The sequence below is a fragment of the Vibrio sp. SALL6 genome (assembly GCF_002002385.1).
Classification (GTDB): domain Bacteria; phylum Pseudomonadota; class Gammaproteobacteria; order Enterobacterales; family Vibrionaceae; genus Vibrio; species Vibrio parahaemolyticus.
Window position 1 is genome coordinate 31,031 of record NZ_MQVK01000037.1, and the last position, 18,863, is coordinate 49,893.

An 18,863-nucleotide genomic window follows, 5' to 3' on the forward strand; every position below is an offset into this window, starting at 1 on the left:
TAACAGATTGGCGCTTCAGCCTACTGCGCGTCTTGCTTAGTGCGCTTGGTTTTCTTTGGCTTACTGTGTGGCTTTTTCTTGTGGGCTTTCTTCACCTTTGGCTTCTTTGCGCTGTCGTCATCCCCACGTTTTGGCCCTTTGCGTTTACGGCCAGAATCCGTTTGTTCTGGGCGCTTAGTTGGCTCAATAGCAGGAACAGCGCGCGCTGTAGCACTTTCTTTTGATGAAGAACGTGTCGCCGCACGTTTTTTCTCTTTGGCTTTGCGTTTCGCTTCCGCAGCTCGTTTCTTAGCTGTCTTACCTTCGCCGCGTAGCTTACGACTTGTTTCGACCAATTCAAAGTCAATTTGCTTGTCATCTAGGTTAACAGCCAGCACTTTTACTTTGACCGCATCACCCAGACGGTAGATGTTACCGAAGCTTTCACCGATAAGTCTTTGACCAATAGGGTCAAACTGGTAGTAGTCGTTCGCAAGCGTTGAAATGTGCACCAAACCATCGATATGCAGATCGGTCAAACGCACGAAGAAGCCAAAACTGGTGACGTTAGCAATCACACCTTCCAGCTCATCGCCGACGTGATCTTGCATGTATTCACACTTCAACCAATCCGCAACTTCACGCGTTGCATCATCAGCGCGGCGCTCTGTCATTGAACATTGTTCGCCGTAGAAGTCCATGTCATCGAATGAGTAATGGTAACCACCCGTTGGCGTCCAACGGTCTTGGTTGCGGCCTTCTTCTTTAGCGATCAAATACTTGATAGCACGGTGCAGCAACAAGTCTGGGTAACGACGAATTGGTGACGTAAAGTGCGCGTAACGCTTAAGCGCCAAACCGAAGTGGCCTGCGTTGTCCGCGTTGTACACCGCTTGCTTCATGGAGCGCAGCAGCATAGTTTGGATAAGCTCTTGGTCTTGACGACCTGCAATTTGACGCGCGAGATCGGCGTAGTCTGTTGGAGAAGGCTCTAAACCACCTTTCAACTCTAAACCTAGCTCACTAAGGAAATCGCGGAAGCCTTGCAAGCGCAGCTCACCCGGAGATTCGTGAATACGATACAGTGCAGGCTCTTTGGCTTTTTCTACCAATGATGCCGAGGCAATGTTAGCTAAGATCATACATTCTTCGATGATCTTATGCGCATCATTACGAATCACTGGCTCAATGCTTTCAATCTTGCGCTCAGCATTAAAAATGAATTTGGTTTCGACGGTCTCAAACTCAATCGCACCACGTTGATCACGCGCTTCTTTCAACACTTTGTACATCGCGTGCAACTCTTCAAGATGCGACACGAGTGGCTGGTAGCGTTCACGCAGTTCTTCATCACCTTCAAGAATCGCGCTCACTTTGCTGTATGTGAGACGAGCGTGGGAATTCATTACCGCTTCGTAGTGCTTGTAGCTTGAGAGCTTACCGCTTTCAGAAATGGTCATCTCACACACCATACACAAGCGATCCACTTGCGGGTTAAGCGAACACAAACCGTTTGAAAGCACTTCAGGCAACATTGGGACAACTTGCGATGGGAAGTACACAGAGTTACCACGGTTGATGGCTTCTTTGTCTAACGCTGAATCTGGGCGCACGTAGTAGCTTACGTCTGCGATTGCGACCCAAAGACGCCAACCACCATCTTTTTTCTTCTCACAGAAAACGGCGTCATCGAAGTCTCGCGCATCTTCACCATCAATGGTAACGAGCGGCAATTCACGCAAGTCAACACGACCAACTTTCGCTTCTTCAGGGACTTCTTCGCCCAAGTTTACGATTTGTTTTTCGACCGCTTCTGGCCACTCATAAGGGATTTGATGGGTGCGAATTGCGATTTGTGTTTCCATACCTGGCGCCATATTTTCGCCAAGAACTTCAACCACTTTACCCATCATGCCACGCGAGCGAGAACCACGATCGGTAATTTCAATCACCACGACGTTACCCATACGAGCGCCAGCTTTGTGCTCGTTCGGGATCAGAATATCTTGGCTGATGCGCGAATCATCCGGCACAACATATGAGTAGCCGTACTCAAGGAAGAAGCGGCCAACAATCTGGCTATTGCGCTCTTCAAGTACGCGAACTAAGCGACCTTCACGACGACCACGCTTGCTGTTGTCTGTTGGTTGCACCAGCACGAAATCACCATGAATGATGTTCTTCATTTGGTGATGTGGCAGCAAAATATCATCGTCCTTGCCGACGCTGCCTTCTGGACGTACCCAACCGTGACCATCTTTGTGGCCAATCACGTAACCTTTCACCATTTCAAGTTTTTCAGGCAATGCGTAGCACTGACGGCGGGTAAACACCAGTTGACCATCTCGTTCCATGGCACGTAAACGGCGGCGCAACCCTTCGTATTGCTCTTCGCCCGCTAACTTTAAAGCTTCGAACAAGTCATTGCGATTCATTGGTACGCCCGCTTGCTCAAGGAACTCGAGGATGAACTCTCGGCTTGGAATTGGATTTTCGTAATTTTGGGATTCACGATCTGCGAATGGATCGTTTGGAATATTGTCTGACATAGGCACGCCTATCTAGCAAGGAAGGTATAGAGCTAGTATATCTGAGTCTCTCGATAACCTACAGAATTGCTTTGAAAAAAGAATGATCGAGATCGACTCTGGAACTGCAAATAAACTAAGGGCGAGCAAGCAGGATCAAAAGCTCAGAGTTATCGCTCAGTAAGGATTCAATGGTGCACTCATCCAACTCGGCGAGGAAGGCACTTTTTGCTTTGGCAAGCTTATCTTTGAGGCGGCATGCAGGAGTAATGTGGCAAAACTCCACCCCACAATTGACCAAATCTAACGGCTCCAAATCTCGCACGACACCACCAACGGTGATCTCAGACGCTGGCTTCATCAAGCGAATACCACCGTTTTTACCGCGCACGGTATGCACGTAGCCTAGCTGCCCTAAACGGTTGATTACTTTGACCATATGATTACGAGACACACCAAACAAATCCGTCACTTCGGTGATATTGGTCAGCTCATTTTTTGGCAATGATGCTAAGTAAATCAAGGTTCTCAGCGCATAATCAGTAAAGCTCGTTAACTGCATGTTCTCTCCCAGAGTGCGACTTAATAGCTCAATGTCAGTGACGAAACAACTAACTTACGCTATCGACAAAAGTGTAAATCTTTTCTTGATCGAAAGATACATTTGAGATACAACTTTAAACATGCATTACAAATACAACTTAAAAATAGGAAGTTCTTATGCTCAGCAATCAAACCATTGAGATCGTGAAAGCGACCGCGCCACTAATCGCAGAAACAGGACCAAAACTGACCGCTCACTTCTATGACCGCATGTTTACTCACAACCCTGAGTTAAAAGACATTTTCAACATGAGCAACCAGCGTAATGGCGATCAGCGTGAAGCGCTATTCAATGCCATCTGTGCATACGCTGCTAACATTGAAAACTTGCCTGCTCTACTTGGCGCAGTGGAGAAAATTGCGCATAAACACACCAGCTTTTTGATCACGAAAGATCAGTATCAAATCGTAGGTAAACATTTGATCGCTACGATTGATGAGTTATTCAATCCGGGCCAAGAAGTTTTAGATGCGTGGGCTGAAGCTTATGGCGTATTGGCTAATGTATTTATCCAGCGCGAAGAGCAAATCTATCAAGCGAATGCATCGCAAGAAGGTGGTTGGCGAGGGCTACGTGAGTTTGAGTTGGTCGGTAAACAATTGGAAAGTGAACACATTTGCAGTTTTGTTTTCAAACCGACGGATGGCAGTAAAGTGACGAAGTACAAGCCTGGGCAGTACCTCGGCATCTACATCAACAGCGATAAGTTTGAAAACCAAGAGATCCGTCAATACAGCCTATCTTCTTCGGTTCAAGAGAACACTTACCGCATCTCCGTAAAACGTGAACAAGGCGGTAAAGTATCCAACTACCTGCATGATAAGCTGAGCATAGGTGATACAGTAAAACTGGTCGCTCCGGCAGGTGATTTCTTTATGGATGTAGACACCAATACACCAGTGGTGCTGATTTCTGCAGGTGTCGGCCTTACGCCAACACTGTCAATGCTAGAAAGCTTGACGGAACATCACGCGCCAGTGACTTGGGTACATGCAACAGAAAACAGCAAACACCACGCCTTTAAAGAGCACGTAAACCAGCTAGTCACGGCGAAAGAAAACATGAACGCGCTCATTTGGTATAACCAACCAGCGGCAGAAGACAAGATAGGTGAAGACTTCCACTTTACCGGCTTTGTAAACCTGCATGAAATCGAAGCCGCACTCAAACAAGACAACGTACAAGTGTACTTCTGTGGTCCGGTGGGCTTTATGCAGCACGTCGCGAAACAGCTACAAGAACTTGGCGTCCCTCAAGAACAATTCCATTACGAGTGCTTTGGCCCACATAAGGTGGTTTAAGCGCGTTCACCTATCGGGAAAACAACAAAGCCCACGAAGTGTGGGCTTTGTTGTATGAAGTTACCGAGAATGTTCTGGAGATCTACCAGAACATGTCACGCCTTTTTGCGCGTGCAATGATGTTTTGTGGCATACGCTGTTCTAGCCCACGCCTTAATACGGCAATGCGTTTGTGTTGACGCTGATCGGCGGTCACCGAGTTGTACAACCAGCGGTAAGCATCTTCATAGTCCAACGGACTACCGTAATCGCGTAGCAGCAATTCAGCCAGATGAATACGCGCGTTTAAATTACCCATAGAAGCGGCTTCACGCAAATACGGAATCGCACGCTCTTTGTCTTGTTGCACCAAAGTACCGCGCGAATAGTAACGCCCAATCTGCTCTAATGCCGCAGGTAAGCCTTGCTGTGCGGCATTTTCCATGTAGTAGAGCCCCAGCTCGACATCTTGCTCGACACATACGCCCCACGCCAACATGTCGCCATATAGGAACTCGTAAGCAGGCAAGTTAATTCGAGTCGCACGAGCTACGATATCTTCCACCAGCTGGCAGTTATCAGCGCGCACGCGTTGTAAATGCTTATTCTGCTCAATAAGCTTTATCAGTTCTGCTTCGGTGTAGATGGGGACTGGCGCGCCAACGTCAGCAGCACTCGCTCGCACTGTTGTGGCAGACAGCATCAGTAACAGTGAAGCAGCCACTGTTCGTAACTTCATAAACGTACTCTTCAAGGTATCTGAGAAACCAAAGATCAGCCAAGGATCTCCTCTGCTTGATAAACTTATCGGCAATCAGAAGCTAAGCTTTAGACAATTTTTGCCTCTTCCTTAAGCTTAACGGCAATAACTTGCCATATGCAGATTGTTTATCTCTGTGGGTATTTTTATCTCAGATACAAAAAAGCCGACCTTGAGGTCGGCTTTTAAAATCTCTAACGAGTACTTATTAAGCTTCGAATGGGTGAACCTTAATGATAGTTTCGTTACGGTCTGGACCAGTTGAGATGATATCTACTGGTACGCCCGTTAGCTCTTCGATACGTTTGATGTAGTTTAGAGCTGCTTGTGGTAGAGCATCTAGTGACTTAGCACCAAATGTGTTCTCAGACCAACCTGGCATTGTTTCGTAGATTGGCGTCGCTTTTTCGAATGCTTCAGCAGCCATTGGCGAAACTTCTAGTACAGAGCCATCTTCCATCTTGTAGCCAGTACAGATTTTTAGCTCTTCTAGGCCATCTAGTACGTCTAGCTTAGTTAGGCAGAAACCAGATACAGAGTTGATTTGGATTGCACGACGCATAGCTACAGCATCGAACCAACCAGTACGACGTAGACGACCAGTGGTTGCGCCGAACTCGTGACCTACAGTACCTAGGTGCTTACCTACTGGGTCTTGCTTCTCTAGACCATCGTACAATTCTGTTGGGAATGGACCAGCACCAACACGAGTACAGTATGCTTTCGCAATACCTAGAATGTAACCGATGTGACGAGGACCGAAACCAGAACCTGCAGCAACACCACCAGCAGTCGTGTTAGAAGAAGTTACGTATGGGTAAGTACCGTGGTCGATATCAAGTAGTGTACCTTGCGCACCTTCGAACATGATCTTGTCGCCGCGCTTGCGTGCTGCGTCTAGTTCGTCAGTTACGTCGATAACCATTGAAGTTAGTAGCTCTGCGTAGCCTTTTGCTTCTTCAAGCACAGCTTCGTAGCTTACTGGCTCAGCTTTGTAGAAATTAACTAGTTGGAAGTTGTGGTATTCCATAACTTCTTTAAGTTTCTCTGCGAAAGCTTCCATATCGAATAGGTCGCCAACGCGTAGACCGCGACGAGCAACTTTATCTTCGTATGCAGGACCGATACCACGGCCAGTTGTACCGATAGCTTTTTTACCGCGAGCGATTTCGCGAGCTTGGTCCATTGCAACGTGGTAAGGAAGAATTAGAGGACATGCTTCAGAAATGAAAAGACGTTCGCGTACTGGAATACCACGCTCTTCAAGAGGTTTCATTTCTTTAAGTAGAGCTTCAGGTGATAGTACAACACCGTTACCGATAACACATTTTACGTTATCGCGAAGGATACCTGATGGAATTAAGTGAAGAACGGTTTTTTCACCGTCAATTACAAGAGTGTGACCTGCGTTGTGACCGCCTTGGTAGCGCACCACGTATTTTGCATCTTCAGTTAAAAGGTCTACAATTTTACCTTTACCTTCGTCACCCCATTGGGTGCCTAGAACGACTACGTTATTTCCCATCTTTCCAAGTCTGATTGCTAGTTAAAAATGGATTCTAGCACCGAATCGCAATTCTTGCAGTCATTTTTTGTTCACAGAGTTGATACCAGAATGTAATCTCATCAACGCTGTACATTTCGAAATCAATACATCACTGATAATATTTACTTTTCTAAATTCGACTGGAAATCTTTATGTCTGACTCTATTTGGCTAGCGATTGGACTTGTTTTAATTGTCGAAGGCATAGGCCCTTTGATCGCGCCAAACGGCTGGCGAAACATGGTGGCACAGCTAAGTGAACAACCGGACAACCAGCTACGGCGCATTGGTGGCTGCCTTGTGGTGGCGGGAGCCGTCATCGCATTTATGATGAGCTAATGTTTGGTGGCATACCAAAACCAACGGTACAACCGATACAAAAAAGGCTCCTTACGGAGCCTTTTTAGATTTCAGATGGTTCGCTTATTCAGCTTTCGCACCTTTCGCGTTATTCATGTACTGGAAGAAGTCACTCTTCGGATCCAGAACAAGAATGTCGTTCTTAGAGCTGAATGATTTTTCGTATGCTCTTAGAGAACGTAGGAAGCTGAAGAACTCAGGATCTTTGTTGTATGCATTCGCATAGATCTTCGCTGCTTCTGCATCCGCTTCACCGCGTGTAACACGAGCGGTTTTATCCGCTTCTGCAAGAATGGTTGCTACTTCAAGTTCCGCTTGTGCACGAATGATTTCTGCTTTCTCACGACCTTGAGAACGGTGCTTACGAGCTACCGACTCACGCTCAGCGCGCATACGACGGTAAATCGACTCACTGATTTCATCAGGAAGGTTGATTTTCTTCATACGGAAATCGACAACACGAACACCCAAGTCTTTCATTGCACTTTCACGAGTATCTCGCAGTACATCCGACATGATTAGGTCACGTTCACCATCAATTTCTAACGCTTCACGTGCCGCTTCTGTGTTCACTTCATCACTGCTTGCGTCTTCTGGTAGCACGTCATCATTACGTGGACCAGAAACGATTTGCTTGATTTCACGAGCACCGATTTCAGAACGAAGTACGTCTGTGACTTTACGCTCAAGAAGTGCTTCAGCTGTCAGAGAGTTACCACCGCCTGTTGCTAGGTAGTAACGGCCGAAGTCTTCAATACGCCATTTCACGTACGAATCGATGATAACGTCTTTTTTCTCTGACGTTACGAAACGGTCAGCACGTCCATCCATCGTTTGAATACGCGCATCTAACTGCTTCACGCGATCAAACAGTGGCATTTTGAAATGCAGACCCGGCTCATAAATTCGAGTGATGTCGTTATTGTCTTTAAGAACACGACCAAATCGAACCACAATACCGCGCTCACCTTCAGGAATCACAAACAGAGACATCAGCATCAATGCTAGTGCGATTACCAGTACAGGGATCATTAACTTACGCATTCTTAGTATCTCCCTTGACGTGTACCTGTTGAACGAGACTGCGTGTTCGATGTTTCTTCTTGTGTACGCTCAGACTCTAGTTGAATGTGATCGTAGGTTGAAGAAGATTTCGATTTACGTTTAGTGTCTGTTTGACCTTCTTGACCTGCCAATTTATCGATTGGTAGGTACAAAAGGTTGCCGCTTGATTCAGAGTCGATCAACACTTTAGATGTGTTGGTGTAAACCTCTTCCATCGCGTCAATGTACAAACGGTCACGTGTTACGCCAGGAGCCGCTTGGTATTCAGGTAGTAGTTTTTCAAACTGTGCTACTTGACCCAATGCTTCATTAGTTACACGCTCGTTGTAACCTTGAGCTTCTTTCTTCAAACGTTCAGCACGACCCGTTGCCTTCGGCAAGATTTCGTTTTTGTAAGCTTCAGCTTCACGGATGAAACGCTCTTCATCCTCACGCGCAGCAATCGCGTCATCAAAAGCATCTTTTACTTGCTCTGGCGGACGTGCAGACTGGAAGTTCACGTCAACAATCACCAGACCCATATCATAGCTATCGATGATTTGGTTTAGTGTTTCTTGAGTGCTTTGACGAATTTGCTGACGACCACTGGTTAGAATGCTATCCATCAGTGAATCACCAATTACCGCACGTAGCGCAGAGTCTGTTGCTTGACGCAAGCTATCATCTGCATTGGTCACGCGGTATAGGTATTTGTATGGGTCAGCAACTCGGTATTGAACGTCCATTGCAACCGTTACTACGTTTTCATCTTTCGTCAGCATTAGACCAGATGCACGTAGTGAGCGAATCGCTTGTACGTTAACCGCTTCGTATTCATCAATAAAACGAGGACGCCAGTTAAGGCCTGGGTCTACGATACGATCGTATTTACCTAAACGCAGTACAACACCACGCTCTGCTTCACCGATGGTGTAAAAACCAGCGAAAATCCACACCGCAATTGCAATGATCGCAATGACACCAAAGCCAATTGCACCACCGCCACCGCCGATAGAGGAACCACCGCCGCCTTTTTTACCAAACTTGCCACCCAGCTTTTGACTCAGTTTGTTGAACACTTCATCTAAATCTGGCGGACCTTGATCTCGGCCACCAGGACGCTGGCCACCACGATTATTATTACCCCAAGGGTCATTATCGCGGCCATTGTTGCCGTTGTTATTTCCAGGCTCATTCCACGCCATTAGAAAGCTCCATCATTTGATATGACGTTATACTGTAGCAGTCCTTTAAGTGACTATAAAGTCAGTCAAAACTGCCCCTTCTCTTTTTTCAAGTCTAGACCAATCTACTTGCTGCATTCGAATATCGATCAACAAGTTACCATCCTGGTCGTATTCCTCACGTTGAATACACTTCATTTGGAAGAATGTACTACGGAATCTTCCTTGATACTGTGGAGGAATTCGCAACTGATGCTCGACCATTTGCGACGCCAGACGTTCCGTCAGCGCATCAAACAGGAGCTCAATGCCCAATCCTTCCATTGCAGATACCCAGACCGCACGAGGACCCCCTTCCTCATCACGCTCTATACGTGGTGTCTGCGACTCTAGATTGTCGATTTTGTTCATGACGACAAGCGTCGGCACTTCGTGCGCGTCGATCTCTTCTAATACTTCATGAACAGCTTGAATATTCTCACGAAAACGCTCATCACTGGCATCAACAACATGTAACAAAATGTCAGCTTCTTGCGTTTCCTGCAAGGTCGCTTTGAAGGCAGCAACCAAGTCGTGAGGCAAATGTCGAATAAAACCAACCGTATCTGCCAGTATGGCTGGGCCAACATCCGCTAATTCCATCTTACGTAGTGTAGGATCCAAAGTAGCAAACAATTGGTCAGCGGCATACACGCCAGCTTCGGTTATTCGGTTGAAGAGTGTCGACTTACCCGCGTTGGTGTAACCCACGAGAGAAATTGTTGGGATTTCAGCTCGATTTCGGGCACGGCGTCCTTGTTCACGCTGCTTGGCTACCTTTTCTAGGCGGCGCAGGATGGCTTTGATTCGTTCACGCAATAAACGACGGTCGGTTTCCAGCTGGGTTTCACCCGGGCCACGTAAACCGATCCCCCCTTTCTGCCTTTCAAGGTGCGTCCAACCACGAATTAAACGAGTAGAAATGTGTCGAAGTTGGGCCAGCTCGACCTGTAGCTTACCTTCGTGTGTTCGTGCTCGTTGAGCAAAGATATCGAGGATGAGACCAGTGCGGTCGAGAACTCGACATTTGCACAGTGCTTCGAGGTTACGTTCTTGGGCAGGAGAGAGGGAGTGATTAAAAATCACAATTTCAGCACCAGTCAACTGTACCGTAGTAGCAATTTCTTGGGCCTTACCCTCTCCGACATAGTATTTCGGGTGTGGGGATTGACGACTACCAGTTACAACTTGCAGCGTCTCAACCCCAGCGGAAGAAACCAGCATCTCGAACTCAGCCAGATCTTCCCATTCACCTTCTTGCGTGAAGTTGATATGAACAAGTACGGCTCGCTCACCGGATTCATAACGGTCAAACAAGCAATCAACTCCTTATTTTAAAAATACTCGATGAAGAATTAATCTTCTGATTTCTCTTGTGGACGGTCGCCTTGAGGACGATCACCGCTGTGGTGGCTCACTGGACGAGCCGGCACAACTGTAGAAATCGCGTGCTTGTACACCATTTGGTTTACAGTATTTTTCAGCAGGATCACGAATTGATCGAATGATTCGATCTGACCTTGTAGTTTGATACCGTTCACAAGGTAGATAGACACTGGAATACGCTCACGACGTAGCGCGTTTAGAAATGGGTCTTGTAGAGATTGCCCCTTAGCCATTTTATTTTCCTTATTTAATTTGTAGTTGTAATTATTTAGCTAGTGGTGCAATGCAAAAAGTACTGCTTTTGCATCTGAGCTAAACGAATCAAAAATGCACTCTAAGTAATTAGCAGCATAGTATAAAAACTGCCAACAACAGATCCTTTGAGAGTGCGTTCACGCAAAAACGATCACATTATACACAGCTATCTCAATCAGATGCTATTGCTTCTGACATGGTTTCGAGTGCCTGCTCAATGTTATCGCTATCCAACCAAGTTAAGTCATCCCAGCTGCGTAACCAGGTGATTTGACGCTTGGCCAATTGACGAGTCGCACATACGCCACGAAATACTGCTTCATCACGTGTGCACTCCCCATCTAAATACTCCCACATCTGTCGGTAACCAACGCAACGAATAGAAGGAAGATCCGGATGAAGATCTTTGCGCGCATACAACGCTTTCATTTCATCTTCAAAACCCGCTTCCATCATTTTATCGAAACGCAGTTCAATGCGACGGTGAAGTTCTGCCCTATCCTTGGGAGCTATTGCAAACTGTTTAACTCGGTACGGCAGGCTTTCACCTTTAGTTTGAGTCAACTCAGTAAGAGTTTTACCTGAAATACGATACACTTCCAACGCCCTAGATAAACGCTGGGGATCATTTGGATGTATTCTCGCAGCTGATACAGGATCAATTTTTTTCAGTTCATCGTGCAACACTGACCAACCTTTAGTCAATGCTTCTTGTTCAATTTGCTGACGAATTTCAGGATTTGCAGCAGGAAGAGGTGATAAGCCTTCAAGTAATGCCTTGTAATACAGCATTGTACCACCCACTAGGAGCGGAATTTTTCCTTCTGCAACAATATCATCCATCGCTTGCAAAGCATCGCGGCGAAAGTCCGCCGCCGAATAAGATTCGCTAGGATCTAGGATATCAATTAAGCGGTGCGGCGCTAAGCTCAACTCTCTTTCGTCAGGTTTTGCCGTACCGATATCCATTCCTTTGTAGATCAATGCAGAATCCACACTGATGATCTCAACCGGAAACTTTTGACGCAAGCGAATCGCTAGCTCGGTTTTACCTGATGCAGTTGGCCCCATCAAGAAAAGAGCCAAAGGTAGTTTGTCTGTCATGGTTTTAATTTGGCTATCGTGGCAGAGAAATCAACAGCAGATACGAATGTTTTATCGTCTAGTGGCAATTGACCATGCCTTAACTGTTCAAGTTCCGCAATAATTTGAATGGCTTCAGAGAGAGTATAGTGACTCTTGACCGTTGTGACCTGCACAGCAAGCCAATCGATCAGCGCAGGAAGCATCTGAGTTGACGCCTTTTCTCCCTTCATCCACGTTTGCGCGTAAGATAACAGATCTGGCACTAAATTTTGTAAGTTTTGTTGGCGTAATGGTGCTGGCACGCCCATGACCATTAGCGCTTTATCATTTCTGGCTTTTAATTGGATACCCAACTGAGCAAAGTCTTGTTGATAATCTTGTGCCAACTTCACTAAGTCAGTGTCCAACTTCATCGACAACGGTACTAATAAAGGCTGCGCTTTTAACGCTCCTTCACTTGGCGTCAACTGACCTTTGGTGCGATAGAACTCAGCTCGAGGTAATGAAACTAATGCTACGCCACTGTCGCTGCTCATCAGAACAAATTGTTCATCCACAGCGGCCAACGCTTTCCCCAACGCTGTAACTTGAGGCAAACTCACTTCTCGAACGGCCCCTGTCGATGTCAGTTGCTCAGCTTGTTGAGATTCGAAGTCGGGTGTTTTTAGCAGTTCATGGTAAGCGTGGACTTCTCGCTTGCTTGGTGCAGGTTCAGCATGACGCTCTTTACCTACATTTGGTTTAGGCGCAGGTTTGGATTCAATCCAATCCATTCGCTTAAAGGAGTCTGCAATGCGTGCTTCACGCACAGATGAATCACTCGGCGCACGATCGCGTGGCTCAACCTCATAATCAGTACGTCCAGGGTACGTTGGCGTTTTATCAATCGCTTGATACACACGCTCCGGGACAGTGGTGCTCACTGGTTGTGGCGAGTATTGAGGCGTCGTTTTCGGTTGGCTTTCTCGCTCTTCAGGCTCTGCTCGATGGAACGCGGACTCATTGACTTGCGGCTTATCAATCACAGAGCTTTGTGCCAGTGCATCAGCCAAAGCTTGATAGATAAAGTCATGTACCAATCTTGCTTGATGGAAACGCACTTCATGCTTCGCCGGATGAACGTTCACGTCCACCTGATGCGGATCTAGCTCGATGAACAACACATAAGCGGCAAATTGATCCGGCTTTAAGCTCATTTCGTAACTTTGACGGATCGCATGATTGATCAGTTTGTCCCGCATCATGCGGCCATTCACGTAACAATACTGCAAATCGCTTTGCTGACGAGCCCCATCCGGAGTGGTGATCCAACCATGCAACTTGAGGCCTTGATGCTCAAGCTCAATACGAAGCATGTTACGCACAAATGCATTACCACACACCGCCGCTATACGCTTTTCGGTTTGCAGTTGATTCTTAGCCGCACGGTACTGGCGGATAACTTTGCCGTTATGGCGCACGTTGATCGAGACATCAAAGCGGCTCAGTGCAATGCGTTTTAACAGCTCGTCAATGTGAGCAAATTCCGTTTTTTCGGTACGCAGAAACTTACGGCGTGCAGGAGTATTGAAAAACAAATCCAGCACTTCAACCGTGGTACCAATGGGATGGGCAGCAGGCTGCAATTTGACCTGCATATCACGCCCTTCCGAATATGCACTCCATGCTTCTTCTTGTGCAGCAGGGCGAGAGGTTAATGTAAGACGAGAAACGGAACTGATACTCGCCAATGCCTCTCCACGAAAGCCCAAGCTCATGATCGCTTCTAAATCATCTAAGGTATGGATTTTAGACGTTGCATGACGACTGAGTGCCAGCCCGAGCTCATCTTTCGCAATCCCTTTTCCGTTGTCACGAACACGAATAAGCTTGGCACCGCCTTTTTCGATATCGATATCGATTCGGGTTGCGCCAGAGTCGAGGCTATTTTCCACCAACTCTTTGATGACAGAGGCAGGTCTTTCGACCACTTCCCCTGCCGCAATTTGGTTGGCGAGCCTAGCTGGCAAAATTTTTATCGTCATAATGAGTTAGAAGCTCACTTACTTATTTGTTTGGAATGATCAGGACTTGCCCAACAGCAAGCTCGTCCGAGCGCAAGTTGTTTGCTTGGCGAATACTCGCAACACTCACGCCATATTTGGACGCAATCTTACCAAGGTATTCCCCTCGCGCGACTTTGTGCTTGCGAATCGGTTTATCTTTCACTGCTACGGTGATCTTAAGTTTTTGACCAACCCATAAGGTATCGGATTTTAAGTTGTTCTCACGACGAATATCCGACAGCTTCACTTTATAGTGACTTGCGATCTTACCCAAGAACTCACCCGATTTAACGGTATGAGTAATCGTTTCAGTCTCTACTGTAATAGGCTTGCTTGGCACTTGGATCTTGCCAGCTGACGGAATACGCAGTTTTTGTCCAACCGCTAAGCTGGTCGATTTCAACTTGTTCTCAGCCATCAACGCTTTCGAGTTAGTAGCGTATTTATTCGCAATCACAGACAGCGATTCACCACGCTTAACAATGTGCACCATTGGTTTAGAGGAAGGTGAGAACACCGTGCCTTCAGGTGGGTTATCTTTTAGATATTTAACCACCGCTTTAGAGATAGCCTGCGCTAACTTATCTTGGTGCGCGCGTTGGAACAGCAGTTTCTCTTCTGTTGGGTTAGAGATAAATCCAGTCTCTACAAGGACCGATGGAATTTGTGGCGAACGCAATACTGCCAAGCTGGTGTTGATTGGTTTGGTGTTGTGTAGATGCGCGACGCGTCCCATTTCACCCAAAATTTCGGTCGCCAACTTGTAGCCTTCTTTTTGCGAATGGCTGAACTGGAGATCGAGCAAAGTTTGGTTCACGTTGCGGTCTTTCGTGTTCGTGACAAATGCATTGCCAGAACCACCGAGCAACTCGGACTGTTTCTCGTGGTTCTCAACCCAACGAGCAATCTCAGTGTTTGCGCGACGCGTATTCAATACGAATACCGATCCCCCACGAGGTTGTGGTGATGTGAACGCATCCGCGTGAACTGAGATTAACAGGTGCGCGTCATTTTCGCGGGCAAATGCAACACGGCGGTTTAAGTTAACAAAGTAGTCACCGGTACGCGTCATGCGCGTTTTGATTCCCGGCGTCGCATCAAGTTGCGCTGCAAGCTTACGAGAAATGCTCAGTACCGCGTCTTTTTCATACTTGCGACGAGATGGACCAATTGAGCCAGGGTCTTCACCACCATGACCAGGATCGATCACGATCAATACTTCTTGAGCACGCTGTACGGTACTCATGTCTTTGCTGGTTGTCGCCGGTTTGCTTGGTTTCGCTGCTGTTGTCGCGGTTTTCTTACCGTGTGGCAGGTCAATCACCAAACGATGCCCATATTGGCCGCCCGGCGTTGGACTGAGTTTGAATAACTCTGCCTGAACGTTTTTCTTTAATTCAAAAACAAGGCGATAGGTGCCTTTCTCTGGAGGCGAGCTTTTACGCACCAATTTAAGCACTGGGCTATCAGAAACGGTCACTGGCAATTTAGCTTGCATGGTGGTGTCTTTCATATCCACCACAAGACGGTCCGGCCCTGATAGAGAAAAATAGGAATAGTCCGCTTCCGAGCCTAAATCGATGACAACACGAGTCTCATCTGGGGAAGGCCACACTCGGAAACTTTTAACGACGTTAGCAAATGCTAAATTGGGGATGATAAGGAGAAAAGTGGCGACAAACGTCGCCACTGCTCTAAAATTTGAAAGACTCAACATAGCTCCAATCGACTGAGTAACTGCACACCGTAATCATTGTTCGCCGTTATCTCAGCGACGCGTTGCTCACCTTGATAACGAATTTCTACATCTAAATCTGGTTGTGGCAGCAATCCTTGCCCTTTTTCAGGCCATTCAACCAAGCAGATCGCATCATCTGTGAAGTAATCTCGGATCCCCATGAATTCCAATTCTTCAGGATCTGCCAATCGGTAAAGATCAAAGTGGTAAACCTGCCACTTATCTAATTGGTAAGGTTCGACAAGCGTATAAGTCGGACTTTTCACGTTTCCTTGATGCCCAAGAGCACGGACAAAACCACGACTGAAGGTTGTTTTACCTGCACCTAAATCACCATGCAGATAAATAGTGGTTTGTTGAGAACAAAGTTGAGCCAGCTCGGTGCCCAGTGCTACCGTTTCTTGCTCATCTTTTAAAGTAAATTGTTTCGTGCTCATTGATGCTTCTCTAACTAATGATCGTTGACTATATAAAAATCAAAAGAACAGGAATAGTAAACCGTGTTGGTTTTGAGAGACAAGCTTTCAAATGTCATATGTGCGAAAAAAGTAGCCAAAAACTGTAACTTATTTACCGAGTATTAACTTTGATCGAAAAGAGTTTAACTCACAGTTATAAGAACGCCGCATATAGCAAAAGGTTCCGTGATACATGCATAATGATTTTGCTGATAAAAACGCGCCAACGGCCATTCAGCCTGAACTTTGAGAAACGAATTTCCGAGTACTAACCTCAACTTTACGGTAGCACCAATAGAATAGATCCGTTAAGATCCCGCCCCCTTTATCTCGGTGATAAAACATGAACTACGAACAACTCGCACAACAAATCAAAGTTTGGGGAAAAGAGCTCGGCTTTCAAAAAGTAGGCATCTGCGACGTTGATCTTAGTGAACATGAAGCCGCACTACAAAAATGGCTAGATGCTGGCTATCACGGCTCAATGGATTGGATGGCTCGTCACGGAATGATGCGCGCCAGACCCAATGAGTTATTACCGGGAACCGTTCGCGTTATCAGCGTCCGGATGGACTACCTACCGCCAGAAGCGCAATTTGCTTCAAATCTCGCGAATAAAAATCACGCTTATATTAGCCGCTATGCGCTAGGGCGTGATTACCATAAGCTGGTCAGAAAGCAGCTCAACAAGTTGGGTAAGCTCATAGAAGAAGAAGTGGGTCAGTTTGGTTATCGCCCTTTTGTCGACTCTGCGCCAATACTTGAGCGCCCTTTAGCCCAAAAGGCCGGATTGGGTTGGACAGGTAAACACTCACTGATCTTAGATAAAGAGTGTGGTTCTTGGTTCTTCCTTGGTGAACTGCTGATTGACCTACCTTTACCAGTCGATACTCCAAGTGTCGACCAATGCGAAAAATGCCGAGCGTGTATTACGTCATGCCCGACTCAAGCCATTGTAGAAGATAAAGTTGTCGATGCGAGACGCTGTATCTCTTATCTCACGATAGAGTTTGATGGTGTCATCCCTGAAGAATTCCGCAGACCGATGGGTAACCGCATCTACGGCTGTGATGACTGCCAACTCGTCTGCCCATGGAACCGCTATGCAGACGTAACCGAACAAGAAGATTTCCATCGCCGGGAAAGCTTTCACAATCCAGACTTAGTTGAATTATTCCAATGGGACGAGGCGACGTTCTTAAAAAATATGGAAGGTTCTGCTATCCGTCGTATCGGTCACGAACAATGGCTACGTAATATATCTGTCGCACTTGGTAATGCAGAATACAGCCAACGGGTGATAGACGCACTCAATGCGCGACTTGGTGAAAGTAAATTACTGGATGAGCACATCGAATGGGCACTTACCCAGCAGCTCAACCATATCCCTTCTGTAGATGCAGAACCGATTGAGACGAAGAAAAAGCGTTTAATTAGAATTGTTGAGAAAGGCTTACCTAGAGATGCCTAGTGCGTAGCCTATATGCAAGAGATTGAAAACACTTTTTGCATGCTCAATACATGACCCTGTTCTCAATTCTGTAATGTGGAAAAAAATTCTAGATTTGATTAAAAATGGGTTGCAAAAAAAAGTTAAACACAACCTGAGTAAATGACTAGGATCAAAAAAAGACAAGGTTATGATCGTATTTTAACGTATTCGATCCGATGAAATAATACATTTAACCTTAAATAACAATAAGTTAAGGCCAAATCACCAGCAACCAAGACTTCCTAAAAAAGAAAAGATCTTTCTTTACCCATCAAAATCCTCAAGCTAAAAACACTTTATCAACCAACTTATCCACAGAACGTTATATGTGGATAACTCTGTTAATTAACATAGGTAAAACGCTCCGAACATCATGAAATGATTACGCCAGCCGATTCATATCGTGTTTTAAACACAAACGAAACCGTCCGACATCATTTGATGCGGATTAAGATATGCTTTTAGGGGATTCATGCTTCGCAGCATTATGAAAAGAGCGATGGAATGGAGCGAAAGCCAAAGTGAACTGGGCGGCGCATCCGTGACGATCTGAGAGCTAGAAAATACCAACCACTCAAACTGTAACTATCGTCTGAAATTGGTTGCGGGGGCCGGATTTGAACCGACGACCTTCGGGTTATGAGCCCGACGAGCTACCAAGCTGCTCCACCCCGCGTCCGTATTACGTCACCGTTAAGTACGATGAGAACTTTGCTTTTTCATTAGAGAAAGTGGAGCGACACACGAGGTTCGAACTCGTGACCTCAACCTTGGCAAGGTTGCGCTCTACCAACTGAGCTAGTGTCGCACATTCTCTTAAAAGAATTGGTTGCGGGAGCCGGATTTGAACCGACGACCTTCGGGTTATGAGCCCGACGAGCTACCAAGCTGCTCCATCCCGCGTCCATGTATTATCGCGTAGTGCAATAATATAAATTTGGAGCGACACACGAGGTTCGAACTCGTGACCTCAACCTTGGCAAGGTTGCGCTCTACCAACTGAGCTAGTGTCGCAATGTCACTGTTAAGCACAATGAAGGCTTTACTTTTCACTTAAAGAAAAGTGGAGCGACACACGAG

The 18,863-nt window shown here is 46.4% G+C and carries 15 protein-coding genes and 4 tRNA genes; 3 read left to right on the plus strand and 16 right to left on the minus strand.

The genetic code is table 11. The annotated features are described in order from the left end of the window. Positions 1 to 20: 20 nt before the first annotated feature. Together rnr and nsrR are read right to left on the minus strand one after the other, a co-directional pair. Positions 21 to 2,528, minus strand: a complete 2,508-nt coding sequence (rnr, locus tag BIW15_RS21395) for a ribonuclease R (RefSeq protein ID WP_005480076.1) — start codon at positions 2,526 to 2,528, stop codon at positions 21 to 23. Between the two features lie 115 nt (positions 2,529 to 2,643). Next, positions 2,644 to 3,069 carry a nitric oxide-sensing transcriptional repressor NsrR gene (gene nsrR, locus BIW15_RS21400; RefSeq protein ID WP_031846720.1) on the minus strand — a complete coding sequence of 142 codons (426 nt, stop codon included), beginning with the start codon at positions 3,067 to 3,069 and terminating at the stop codon, positions 2,644 to 2,646. Positions 3,070 to 3,227: 158 nt separating this feature from the next. On the opposite strand from nsrR, the gene hmpA reads away from it, so the two are divergent. Continuing rightward, positions 3,228 to 4,412: an NO-inducible flavohemoprotein gene (hmpA, locus tag BIW15_RS21405; protein WP_077281587.1), complete on the plus strand. Its 1,185-nt coding sequence runs from the start codon at positions 3,228 to 3,230 to the stop codon at positions 4,410 to 4,412. 82 nt (positions 4,413 to 4,494) lie between these two features. Here hmpA and BIW15_RS21410 read toward each other — a convergent pair whose 3' ends face one another. Together BIW15_RS21410 and BIW15_RS21415 are read right to left on the minus strand one after the other, a co-directional pair. Then, positions 4,495 to 5,130, minus strand: a complete 636-nt coding sequence (locus BIW15_RS21410; protein WP_005496512.1) for a tetratricopeptide repeat protein — start codon at positions 5,128 to 5,130, stop codon at positions 4,495 to 4,497. Between the two features lie 229 nt (positions 5,131 to 5,359). Further along, positions 5,360 to 6,676 carry an adenylosuccinate synthase gene (locus BIW15_RS21415; protein ID WP_005460670.1) on the minus strand — a complete coding sequence of 439 codons (1,317 nt, stop codon included), beginning with the start codon at positions 6,674 to 6,676 and terminating at the stop codon, positions 5,360 to 5,362. A gap of 173 nt (positions 6,677 to 6,849) precedes the next feature. Between BIW15_RS21415 and BIW15_RS21420 the strand changes: the two genes are divergently transcribed. Further along, the gene (locus BIW15_RS21420; RefSeq protein ID WP_005480030.1) at positions 6,850 to 7,035 is read left to right on the plus strand and encodes a DUF2065 domain-containing protein; all 186 of its coding nucleotides are present in this window, start codon (positions 6,850 to 6,852) and stop codon (positions 7,033 to 7,035) included. An 84-nt stretch (positions 7,036 to 7,119) separates the two neighbouring features. Here BIW15_RS21420 and hflC read toward each other — a convergent pair whose 3' ends face one another. From hflC to tsaE, 8 genes are all read right to left on the minus strand, one after another. Next, positions 7,120 to 8,100 carry a protease modulator HflC gene (gene hflC, locus BIW15_RS21425; RefSeq protein ID WP_005460668.1) on the minus strand — a complete coding sequence of 327 codons (981 nt, stop codon included), beginning with the start codon at positions 8,098 to 8,100 and terminating at the stop codon, positions 7,120 to 7,122. A 2-nt stretch (positions 8,101 to 8,102) separates the two neighbouring features. Continuing rightward, complete coding sequence (gene hflK / locus BIW15_RS21430) at positions 8,103 to 9,305, minus strand: FtsH protease activity modulator HflK (RefSeq protein WP_005460667.1); 1,203 nt, start codon at positions 9,303 to 9,305, stop codon at positions 8,103 to 8,105. A gap of 45 nt (positions 9,306 to 9,350) precedes the next feature. Beyond that, positions 9,351 to 10,640 (minus strand): ribosome rescue GTPase HflX, encoded by a 1,290-nt coding sequence (gene hflX, locus BIW15_RS21435; protein WP_043854094.1) that lies wholly within the window; start codon positions 10,638 to 10,640, stop codon positions 9,351 to 9,353. Between the two features lie 38 nt (positions 10,641 to 10,678). Beyond that, positions 10,679 to 10,942 (minus strand): RNA chaperone Hfq, encoded by a 264-nt coding sequence (gene hfq, locus BIW15_RS21440; RefSeq protein ID WP_005438329.1) that lies wholly within the window; start codon positions 10,940 to 10,942, stop codon positions 10,679 to 10,681. Positions 10,943 to 11,135: 193 nt separating this feature from the next. Then, the gene (gene miaA, locus BIW15_RS21445) at positions 11,136 to 12,068 is read right to left on the minus strand and encodes a tRNA (adenosine(37)-N6)-dimethylallyltransferase MiaA (RefSeq protein ID WP_020839781.1); all 933 of its coding nucleotides are present in this window, start codon (positions 12,066 to 12,068) and stop codon (positions 11,136 to 11,138) included. Further along, positions 12,065 to 14,074, minus strand: a complete 2,010-nt coding sequence (gene mutL, locus BIW15_RS21450; RefSeq protein WP_077281588.1) for a DNA mismatch repair endonuclease MutL — start codon at positions 14,072 to 14,074, stop codon at positions 12,065 to 12,067. The genes miaA and mutL overlap by 4 nt, the downstream gene beginning before the upstream one ends. Before the next feature lie 22 nt (positions 14,075 to 14,096). Further along, complete coding sequence (locus tag BIW15_RS21455; RefSeq protein ID WP_077281589.1) at positions 14,097 to 15,812, minus strand: N-acetylmuramoyl-L-alanine amidase; 1,716 nt, start codon at positions 15,810 to 15,812, stop codon at positions 14,097 to 14,099. Then, positions 15,806 to 16,270, minus strand: coding sequence for a tRNA (adenosine(37)-N6)-threonylcarbamoyltransferase complex ATPase subunit type 1 TsaE (tsaE, locus tag BIW15_RS21460; protein WP_005457080.1), 465 nt, complete (start codon positions 16,268 to 16,270; stop codon positions 15,806 to 15,808). The genes BIW15_RS21455 and tsaE overlap by 7 nt, the downstream gene beginning before the upstream one ends. Positions 16,271 to 16,634: 364 nt before the next feature. Here tsaE and queG point away from each other — a divergent pair, with 364 nt between their 5' ends. Continuing rightward, on the plus strand, positions 16,635 to 17,762 hold the full coding sequence (gene queG, locus BIW15_RS21465; protein ID WP_025555124.1) for a tRNA epoxyqueuosine(34) reductase QueG: 1,128 nt from the start codon (positions 16,635 to 16,637) through the stop codon (positions 17,760 to 17,762). A 620-nt stretch (positions 17,763 to 18,382) separates the two neighbouring features. On the opposite strand, the gene BIW15_RS21470 is transcribed toward queG, so the two are convergent. The 4 genes from BIW15_RS21470 to BIW15_RS21485 all read right to left on the minus strand — a co-directional run bounded on the left by BIW15_RS21470 (position 18,383) and on the right by BIW15_RS21485 (position 18,797). Next, a tRNA-Met gene (locus BIW15_RS21470) sits at positions 18,383 to 18,459 on the minus strand. 56 nt (positions 18,460 to 18,515) lie between these two features. Continuing rightward, a tRNA-Gly gene (locus BIW15_RS21475) sits at positions 18,516 to 18,591 on the minus strand. Between the two features lie 18 nt (positions 18,592 to 18,609). Then, positions 18,610 to 18,686: transfer RNA gene (locus BIW15_RS21480), tRNA-Met, on the minus strand. Between the two features lie 35 nt (positions 18,687 to 18,721). After that, positions 18,722 to 18,797: transfer RNA gene (locus BIW15_RS21485), tRNA-Gly, on the minus strand. Positions 18,798 to 18,863 lie beyond the last annotated feature (66 nt).

What these genes read in the sequence shown, in the direction of transcription:
- rnr (WP_005480076.1), bottom strand. Translation starts at nt 2,528, where the DNA reads ATGTCAGACAATATTCCAAACGATCCATTCGCAGATCGTGAATCCCAA.
- nsrR (WP_031846720.1), bottom strand. Translation starts at nt 3,069, where the DNA reads ATGCAGTTAACGAGCTTTACTGATTATGCGCTGAGAACCTTGATTTAC.
- hmpA (WP_077281587.1), top strand. Translation starts at nt 3,228, where the DNA reads ATGCTCAGCAATCAAACCATTGAGATCGTGAAAGCGACCGCGCCACTA.
- BIW15_RS21410 (WP_005496512.1), bottom strand. Translation starts at nt 5,130, where the DNA reads ATGAAGTTACGAACAGTGGCTGCTTCACTGTTACTGATGCTGTCTGCC.
- BIW15_RS21415 (WP_005460670.1), bottom strand. Translation starts at nt 6,676, where the DNA reads ATGGGAAATAACGTAGTCGTTCTAGGCACCCAATGGGGTGACGAAGGT.
- BIW15_RS21420 (WP_005480030.1), top strand. Translation starts at nt 6,850, where the DNA reads ATGTCTGACTCTATTTGGCTAGCGATTGGACTTGTTTTAATTGTCGAA.
- hflC (WP_005460668.1), bottom strand. Translation starts at nt 8,100, where the DNA reads ATGCGTAAGTTAATGATCCCTGTACTGGTAATCGCACTAGCATTGATG.
- hflK (WP_005460667.1), bottom strand. Translation starts at nt 9,305, where the DNA reads ATGGCGTGGAATGAGCCTGGAAATAACAACGGCAACAATGGCCGCGAT.
- hfq (WP_005438329.1), bottom strand. Translation starts at nt 10,942, where the DNA reads ATGGCTAAGGGGCAATCTCTACAAGACCCATTTCTAAACGCGCTACGT.
- miaA (WP_020839781.1), bottom strand. Translation starts at nt 12,068, where the DNA reads ATGACAGACAAACTACCTTTGGCTCTTTTCTTGATGGGGCCAACTGCA.
- mutL (WP_077281588.1), bottom strand. Translation starts at nt 14,074, where the DNA reads ATGACGATAAAAATTTTGCCAGCTAGGCTCGCCAACCAAATTGCGGCA.
- BIW15_RS21455 (WP_077281589.1), bottom strand. Translation starts at nt 15,812, where the DNA reads ATGTTGAGTCTTTCAAATTTTAGAGCAGTGGCGACGTTTGTCGCCACT.
- tsaE (WP_005457080.1), bottom strand. Translation starts at nt 16,270, where the DNA reads ATGAGCACGAAACAATTTACTTTAAAAGATGAGCAAGAAACGGTAGCA.
- queG (WP_025555124.1), top strand. Translation starts at nt 16,635, where the DNA reads ATGAACTACGAACAACTCGCACAACAAATCAAAGTTTGGGGAAAAGAG.